This is a genomic window from Dysgonomonas sp. 521, assembly GCF_010501055.1.
Classification (GTDB): Bacteria; Bacteroidota; Bacteroidia; order Bacteroidales; family Dysgonomonadaceae; genus Dysgonomonas.
The window spans coordinates 20,827-29,178 of sequence record NZ_QVMO01000054.1 but is presented as its reverse complement, the minus strand read 5'-3'; the positions used below and the strand labels follow the sequence as shown (position 1 = coordinate 29,178).

Sequence of the window (8,352 nt, the reverse complement as noted above, 5' to 3'; positions counted from 1 at the left end):
GGTGGGTCGTACGGCGAAGCGGGGCGCAATGCTTTTTTGCTTACTTTTGGAGCTTCGGCCAAAAGTAAGGCAAGCAATCTGTGATTGCGCGCAGATAAAAAATTAAAGAACGTTTTAAGTAGCGAGGAGGGTGTCTCAAAAGTATTTCTTCATATCTTTTTGTCATGTTGAACGGGGTGAATTGAAAATCGACGGAGTCAAACTCTCGTATCTGGAAGGTCGAGATTCTTCGTTGCACTCAGAATGACAAAGAGAGTAATAATTTGATAGAGATGTTTTACTTTTGAGACACCCCCGAGTCATGCAAAACGACTGATGATATTGAACGTATAGTTTGAACGATTTAAGTACTGATTGAATGTCACAAAAAAAGAAGAAAAATATCTATATATATTTGGGTAAAGTGATTTTTATCACTTTGCTCATTATCTTATGTATACGTACTTTTCTTATCGAACCATATACCATTTCATCGCCTCAGATGGAAACATTGCTGATAAAAGGAGACAGGATACTGATAGACAAAACAGCATACGGAGTACGCCTGCCCATGACAATATTGACTATTCCTTTTACATTCGACAATATATTCGGACACAGGTCTTATTCTACAAAGATTGAAGCCCCTTATAAGCGTATATTCGAAAAAGAAGTAAGCCGGAACGACATCGTTTTATTCAACAACTCGCTTGAGTCTGAAAAACCGCTAGATAAAAGAAGCCTTATCGTTAGCAGGTGCGTAGCCCTACCGGGCGATACCATACTTGTAGAAAACGGCTTATTCATGATAAACAACAGGCAATACATAACCTCCCCCGATGTAATGGAGGAATATACTGTAAATATCATGGCTCTGAATGAAGTAAAAGAAATTATGGAAGAGCAGGATATACCTCTCCGCAATTTAAAGCACCGGTCTGACACCGTATCTTTCGTATTGAACAGGCTTGAAGCGTTTATCGTAAATGAAAGCCTGCAAGATTCCCTATCGTTAAAAAGCAAGGTAGATACGATCCGGAGCTATCGGCTCCCCGTACCATTCAGAGGGAAAACAGTAGATATAAACAGTAACAGCCTCACAATGTACAGGCAGATAATAGAACTGGAACAAGGCGACAAAATAAAGGTATCGGACGATATGCTGTTCATCAATGGTAAAGAGCAAAATAGTTACACTTTCGGGGACGATTATTACTGGATGCTGTCAGACAATAAGCAGAATTCGACAGACTCGCGCACCCTTGGCTTTATACCTTTCAGTAGCATAATAGGTAAAGCCCGCCTTATCTGGTATAGCTCCGATAGCGAAGGCATAAAAAGAGAGCGCTGTTTTACCCTGATAAATTAGATTTGATATGGACATATACTTATCATCCGCCTATCTGGCGCCCATCTGGTACTATACCAAATTCTGTGCCGGAAGCCGGATATTTATCGAACAATGTGAGAGTTACACAAAACAATCGTACCGCAACAGGTGCATGATTCTGTCAGCCAATGGCCCTATACCACTATCTATACCTGTAGTTCACTCCTCGTCCGAAAAGACATTGACAAAAAATATCCGCATAGCCGAACACGGCAACTGGCAGCACATGCATTGGAACGCCATTGTTTCGGCATATAATTCTACTCCGTTTTTCGAATATTATCAGGATGACTTTTACCCTTTTTATCATAAAAAACAGACTTTCCTGTTCGATTTCAATCAGGAATTACAGGCACTCATATCCCGATTGTTGGATATCGATTTGCCAACCATCGAATACACTGTGGAATATAAACAGGAATTTTCGGCAAATGAATCAGACTTCAGGGATATTATCCATCCGAAAAAGTCGCCGGAACTGGATGGCGATTTTATTTCAACTCCCTATTATCAGGTATTCGGACAAAAATTCGGCTTTGTGGAAAACCTGAGTATTATCGACCTCCTTTTCAATATGGGCAACGAAAGCCGGCTTATCCTTGAAAGTTCTGTTAAAAGATAAGGCTTACATTAAAGTATTTTATAACCCTATATGCTTATTTATCTATAAAACATCGTATTTTTGCGTTAAATTAAGTAACTGTTTAAATTTTATTGGTATTCTACGATGAGTTTTTTGAAATATATTTTTTGATTTTTACTTGCTGAGCCAACGGTTAGCGGAGCTAATCGGCGGGCTAAGCCAAAAGTAAAAAGCGGAAAAGATGCTCAAAAGAGCCATAGCGGGAATGCCAAAGAAAGAAAATAGTTATATAAAAAATTATTTCGTTAAAATCTAAACAGTTACTAAATAAAAGATGATACAGCTCATAAAAAAATATATCGCCTTATCGTTTGTTTTAAGCGTCATCGTATTGATAGCTGTAGCCTGCGCAAGTATAGCTAGCCCGACAGGAGGGCCTGTAGACTTAGACCCGCCCAAAGTGGTCAGGAGCTCTCCGGGATTTAACGCGACTCAGGTAAAGAACGGAAAGGTTACGATTGAATTTGACGAAAACGTTACGATTAAGAACCCTTCCGAAAACGTTATCATCACTCCGCCACAGAGAGCATTCCCCATTATACGCGGAGAAAACAGGAAGGTAACCGTTGAACTGAGAGACACCCTTCTTCCTAATACGACATACACAATAGATTTTACCGATGCTATTGTTGACAATAATGAAGAAAACCCATTGGAGAACTTCTCATACTCCTTTTCTACAGGAGATGTAGTAGACTCACTCGCCATATCGGGAAAAGTGCTTAGCGCCGACAATCTGGAGCCTGTAAAAGGAATGTATGTGGGATTACACTCCAATCTGGAAGATTCAGCATTTACTAAAATAAAATTTGACCGCATATCCCGCACTAACGATGCCGGAACATTTACCATCAGAGGCGTTGCCCCGGGTAAATACAAGCTATATGCGCTGGACGATACCAACAGGGACTATATGTATGACAATCCTGCCGAGGCAATCGCTTTCATGGAAACAATAATAGAACCTACAAGCGAAAGAGCAGTAAGGAACGATACTATATTCATAGAGCCTGACCACAACCACAACCACGAAGCTGAGGCGAACAACAATCAGCCTCCTCCGAAAGAAATAGATACGATAAAGGCGGTCGAGTACACCCGTTTTTTGCCGGATAATATCGTTTTAAGGTCTTTCAAGTCAGGGTTTCAACGCCAATACCTGCAAAAGCATGAACGTTCGCCACGTAAGCTTTCCATATTCTTCGGAGCCGCACACCCCGGCGCTGTGGTTGAACCGTTCAATTTTGACGGAGAAAAAGACTGGGCTGTGTTGGAGAAGACAGCTAAAAGCGATACGCTTATATATTGGCTAAAAGATGAGGAACTTATAAAAACAGACACATTGATGCTTCGTGTTTCGTATATGAAGACCGATTCGCTAAATCAGTTGGTATCGGCTACCGACACACTCCGGTTCATAGACAGGACACGTAAGAAGGATACAAGTAAAGAAGATAAAAAGAAGAAGAAAGAAGAAGAGGAACCTGAGATAGTATTCCTTACCATCAGCAATAATTTAAACTCTACGTGGGATACACATAAAAATATTTATCTGGAATTTAACGAACCTATTATTAACGAAGACTCTTTAATAAATAAAATTGTACTCCAGCAAAAAGTGGATACTGTGTACAACGATATACCAATCCAATTACTTCCCGATTCGGTTAATCCGCGTAAATATACCATCAAAAACAGGTGGGCTTATGGCTCGGAATATCAGATAAAGATTGATTCTGCATCCATCCACAGCATCTATGGATTGTGGAACAATAAGCTGGATCAGAAATTTAAAGTAAAGAATGAAGACCAGTACGCACAGTTGGCTATCTGGGTGGAAGGGATAGATAGTATCCCGTCTTTTATGGAAATTTTAGATAAGTCGGATAAACCAATTAGAAAATCCAGAGTCATAGATAATGTAGCCGTATTTAAAGACCTCGATCCGGGAACATATTTTTTCCGTATCATACTCGACAGTAATAATAACGGCGTATGGGATACAGGAAATTATGATAAAAAAATACAGCCCGAACTGGTTTATTATATGGGGAAACCAATAGAAGTAAAAGCCAACTTTGAGATTGAAGAAAATGATCCGCCTTGGAGGATAGATATAAATAACCTGGACAGTCAGAAGCCACTGGAAATAACAAAACAAAAACCGGAGGACAAAGAAGCCAGAAGAAAGAAACTGGAAGAAAAAGACGCTAAAAACCAGCGAAACAGAGAACAAAATAATAGTAATAATACCAATACTAACAGGAGCAATAGTAATAGAAGTAGCAACACTAGTAACAATAATTACAACCAATACTAAATTAATTCTGAAGGACTTAATAAAACTAGACAATTATGATGAAAAGAATTATCGGATTCATATTTATGCTTTCAGCTTTATTCAGCCTGAATGCCAATGCTCAGTGTAAATTAAACAATACATACTTTCAGGCAGGAGAAGACCTGAGTTATGATCTGTATTTCAAATATGGCATCATATATACAAAAGCAGGCACTTCCTCTTTAAGAACCGTTTCGGAGAAATATAACGGAACAGACGCATACAAAATGACATTGCTGGCACAATCGTCAGGAACCGTACGTAAACTATTCTCCCTGAACGATACATTGTCATGTTATACAACTAAAGACCTTGTGCCCCTTGCATATATAAAAGATGCGTTTGAAGGGAAAGATTACACACAGGAAGAAGTGCGTTACACATATACAGGGTCGGGAGTGAGCATAAACGCTAAACGGCATAAAAACGGCACATTCAGGTTTAACGAAACCATTACATCCAATTCATGCATATATGATATGATGAGTGTCGTATTTTATGCGCGTACACTAAACTATGCATCAATGAAAAAAGGGGATACTTCGAAAGTGAACTTCATTTCAGGCAAAAAGAAAGTGAGTATGGTCATAGAATATGAGGGAATAGAAGCAGTGGAAGCTAATGATAATAAAAAGTATAATTGTATCAAGCTTGTTCTGAGTATTATGGATGACGCTTTCAGCGACAAAAAGGAGGCTATGAAAGTCTATATTACCAATGATAATAACCGTATGCCTGTACGCCTCGATTCGAAGCTGAATATTGGCTCCACACGGGCAATCCTAAAAAGCTATAAGGGTAATAAACATCCCGTATCGGCAGTGAAGTAATTGGGGAATATATTTCGGTAGAAATAGATAACTGTAGGGGGCTGTCCCAAAAGTAAAACATCTCTATCAAATTGAGCGTATGTAAATAGATATGAAAAATACTTTTGGGATAGCCTCACTTGTAATATCTGGTCTTCGGGCGTATGCAATACACCCCTACACAATCCACAAAAACGGGAGTTTAAGACTCACATTGGCATATCGAAGTACCTTGATTACTTCTCCTTAAATGCCAGATAAGTCCACACAGGATAATGATCCGAATATTTTACGTTATCTACTGTGCAGTTATACGATTGGAAGGCAAGGGAATGCATAATGAAGTCGATACGGAACCAGAATTTATTTTCGTGGTAAGTAATACCCTGCCCAAACCCTGTATTTGCATACGAATCTATTAAATCTCCCTTGATGGTATAATACGCATACGAAATAGGAGAATCGTTGAAGTCGCCACATACAATAGTCGCATCTGTTTCCTGTTTGTCGATAAGAGACCTTATCATATCAGCCTGAGCTTCCCTTATCTTATAAGCCGCGCCAAGGCGTGTTTGCACATTCATGGCAACTTCGCCAATCATTTCCCTGTCGCGCGTTTTGAAAAAATCTTTATATAACTGCTTGTCTTCCGCGGTTATACGGTTCGATTCCAAATGGGTATTCACCAGTGTCACTTTCCTCTTGTTGATATTCAGCTCATACATGGCGGCACCGTTATACGAACTTTCCAGTGGCAACCGTTCGGCCTTTTCGATGGGGAATTTCGAATAGCAGGCTACTCCATATATCAGGTTACCGCGCGAAGTTCCCAGTTTGATTATCTGGCTGTATGGATAATCTTTCAGTATCGCTTTTACCTCTTTCTCCGATACAATACTATTCTTGTTTTTCACTGCAGAGACTGCAAATTCCTGCAAGCAGATAATATCGGCATTGCTGTTTACCAGATATTCCAATATCGGATTTTTTCTTGCTGCGTCTCCTTTCATCCAGTTGAAAGCACGCACATTATATGTAAGTACCTTGATATGCTTCGCCGGAATATCTTTATCCTCTGTCTTAAAATGAATCGGATAACAAGTAAGTATAGGTTGCCAGCAAGCCGAGATAACAACAAGCTGTACCAATGCATATTTCCACCTGAAGCTAATAACCCATAGCAACAAATATAGTATATTGACAAAGAGAATAAGGGGGAATCCCAACCCCAGATAGGCTATTACAGAAACCCTCGATGGTACAACATACCATGCAAGGATAGATAATAAAAGGATGATTATAGCCAGAATATTGGTGGCAAATACTGTGTATTTTATAATCTTGCCAACTCTTATTTGGGATAACTTATTTTTTACTCGCATCGAATAAACGTTTTTTTTCTTCCGTGCTCAGGCTACTATAGCCCGACGCCTTTATTTTGTCCAGAATGCGGTCAATTTCTTCCGTCTCTTTATGACGACGTTGGTTATATTGATAATCTGTCTCAGTTTTCTTATATTTTACCTTCATCTTCTTAGAAGATCCCGGCTTTGTTAAATTAACAACTGAATCAATCGTTTTGTTGACCCAACGGGTTATATCCTTACCTTTCAGGTACTGCTTCGCAAATATATATCCCATTATGGCTCCCCCTATATGGGCAATGTGCCCGCCGGGATTTGAATCGCTGTCAAGAGAGATAAAATCTATGACAAATAAAAAGATCGCTATGTAAATTATTTTCAGGCGAAATACCATAAAAAGGTTTACTTCGGCATTCGGCCTGTAAAACGCGGCGGCAAATATTATCGCCATAACGGAAGCTGAAGCGCCGATCATAGGCGGATGGTTCATTTCCAGATAATATGGGATCGTATTAAATGTTATGATATATAAAACTGCGCCTGCCAGCCCTCCAAGCAAATACAAGCTCCCCAGATTCTTGGAACTGAAATAACTCAAAAACATTTGCCCGAACCAGAACAGCATCAGCATATTGAATAATATATGCAGGAAGTCTATGTGAACAATCATATAGGTAAATAATGTCCACGGACGTTTTACCAGCAGAGATAAGTCGGAGGTAGCAGCGATATAAGGTATCAGGTTGATCGTATCAAGTTTGAATAACTTGCCTACCATACCTATAACAGCCAGAATAAGAAATACCGCTACATTAATTATTATAAGCTGTATCAGTATATCTTTTTGCTTAAACCTGTATTTAATATTGTCTAAAATTGTGCCCATTCGCCTTTCCTTTTTTACGCCAGTAAAGTATAATGAAGAAACCTGTGATTAATCCCCCCAGATGCGCAAAGTGAGCCACATTGTCCCCTGCATTATCCATCACGCCCAGTATCAGTTCGAGAGCGCCATAACCTATTACAAACCATTTCGCTTTAATTGGCACAGGGAAGAACAGCATCATTAGTTCGACATTCGGGAATAGCATTCCGAATGCGACCAAGACCCCAAATACAGCGCCTGAAGCGCCCACCATTGGAGTATTGATAAGAGCATATAAATTCTGTATAGCGTCATGATCGCTTGCTGTAGCCATAACACTGGTAGCACCTGCTTGTATCTGAGATACTATATCGGGTGATAAACTACTTTCAATTCCTTTAATTCTGAGATATGTAATTAACAATTGAAGGGCAGCAGCCCCAATCCCTGTTAACATATAATAGATAAGGAACCGTTTAGGTCCCCACACCATTTCGAGTGTACGCCCAAACATATACACAGCAAACATGTTAAAGAATACATGGCCTAAACTTCCATGCATAAACATATATGTGATAATCTGATGGGGCATAAAGTAATTAGAGGAGAAATAATGCAAGGCAAGATATTTTCCCATACCTAGCTGATTCCCTAGTAACATGTCTGCGATCCAGACTAAGAAATTGATAATGATGAGATTTCTGGTAACAACCGGAATTGAACTCATAAAACCCGCATTATTTTGATTCATTTTGATTTCCTCTATTTTCGTTTTTAAACGTCCAAAATTACAGATATTTTTTGTTTTACAGATGAAAAACGGATATGCTTTTAGATATTTTCTAAATTCATATGAGTTTTTCCGATTTTTTTTTATGATTATTAAATAAAACGCTTATATTTGAATGCCAGAACTGGAAATAACTCTAAAAAAATAATTCAGTTATATAATGTTTAATTA

General features: G+C 39.0%; 7 protein-coding genes. 4 read left to right on the top strand and 3 right to left on the bottom strand.

All coding sequences use genetic code 11. The features are described 5' to 3' along the window. Window positions 1-358 precede the first annotated feature (358 nt). The 4 genes from lepB (at window position 359) to D0T84_RS14765 (ending at window position 5,183) form a co-directional block, all read left to right on the top strand. On the top strand, window positions 359-1,348 hold the full coding sequence (gene lepB, locus D0T84_RS14780; protein WP_163308632.1) for a signal peptidase I: 990 nt from the start codon (window positions 359-361) through the stop codon (window positions 1,346-1,348). Between the two features lie 7 nt (window positions 1,349-1,355). Next, on the top strand, window positions 1,356-1,991 hold the full coding sequence (locus D0T84_RS14775; protein WP_163308631.1) for a WbqC family protein: 636 nt from the start codon (window positions 1,356-1,358) through the stop codon (window positions 1,989-1,991). 295 nt (window positions 1,992-2,286) lie between these two features. Beyond that, on the top strand, window positions 2,287-4,332 hold the full coding sequence (locus D0T84_RS14770) for an Ig-like domain-containing protein (protein WP_163308630.1): 2,046 nt from the start codon (window positions 2,287-2,289) through the stop codon (window positions 4,330-4,332). A 35-nt stretch (window positions 4,333-4,367) separates the two neighbouring features. After that, on the top strand, window positions 4,368-5,183 hold the full coding sequence (locus D0T84_RS14765; RefSeq protein ID WP_163308629.1) for a DUF3108 domain-containing protein: 816 nt from the start codon (window positions 4,368-4,370) through the stop codon (window positions 5,181-5,183). Between the two features lie 215 nt (window positions 5,184-5,398). Here the strand turns inward: D0T84_RS14765 and D0T84_RS14760 are convergent, their stop codons facing one another. From D0T84_RS14760 to D0T84_RS14750, 3 genes are read right to left on the bottom strand one after another with little or no spacing between them, the layout of a single operon-like run. After that, window positions 5,399-6,544 (bottom strand): endonuclease/exonuclease/phosphatase family protein, encoded by a 1,146-nt coding sequence (locus tag D0T84_RS14760; protein ID WP_163308628.1) that lies wholly within the window; start codon window positions 6,542-6,544, stop codon window positions 5,399-5,401. Then, complete coding sequence (locus D0T84_RS14755; RefSeq protein WP_163308627.1) at window positions 6,528-7,412, bottom strand: rhomboid family intramembrane serine protease; 885 nt, start codon at window positions 7,410-7,412, stop codon at window positions 6,528-6,530. Before D0T84_RS14755 ends, D0T84_RS14760 begins: the two co-directional genes overlap by 17 nt. Further along, the gene (locus D0T84_RS14750) at window positions 7,387-8,142 is read right to left on the bottom strand and encodes a rhomboid family intramembrane serine protease (RefSeq protein WP_163308626.1); all 756 of its coding nucleotides are present in this window, start codon (window positions 8,140-8,142) and stop codon (window positions 7,387-7,389) included. The genes D0T84_RS14755 and D0T84_RS14750 overlap by 26 nt, the downstream gene beginning before the upstream one ends. Between the last annotated feature and the right edge of the window lie 210 nt (window positions 8,143-8,352).

Bases quoted from the DNA above. Each gene is read 5' to 3' on its own strand.
- D0T84_RS14760 (WP_163308628.1), bottom strand. From the start codon at position 6,544: ATGCGAGTAAAAAATAAGTTATCCCAAATAAGAGTTGGCAAGATTATA.
- D0T84_RS14775 (WP_163308631.1), top strand. From the start codon at position 1,356: ATGGACATATACTTATCATCCGCCTATCTGGCGCCCATCTGGTACTAT.
- lepB (WP_163308632.1), top strand. From the start codon at position 359: ATGTCACAAAAAAAGAAGAAAAATATCTATATATATTTGGGTAAAGTG.
- D0T84_RS14770 (WP_163308630.1), top strand. From the start codon at position 2,287: ATGATACAGCTCATAAAAAAATATATCGCCTTATCGTTTGTTTTAAGC.
- D0T84_RS14765 (WP_163308629.1), top strand. From the start codon at position 4,368: ATGATGAAAAGAATTATCGGATTCATATTTATGCTTTCAGCTTTATTC.
- D0T84_RS14755 (WP_163308627.1), bottom strand. From the start codon at position 7,412: ATGGGCACAATTTTAGACAATATTAAATACAGGTTTAAGCAAAAAGAT.
- D0T84_RS14750 (WP_163308626.1), bottom strand. From the start codon at position 8,142: ATGAATCAAAATAATGCGGGTTTTATGAGTTCAATTCCGGTTGTTACC.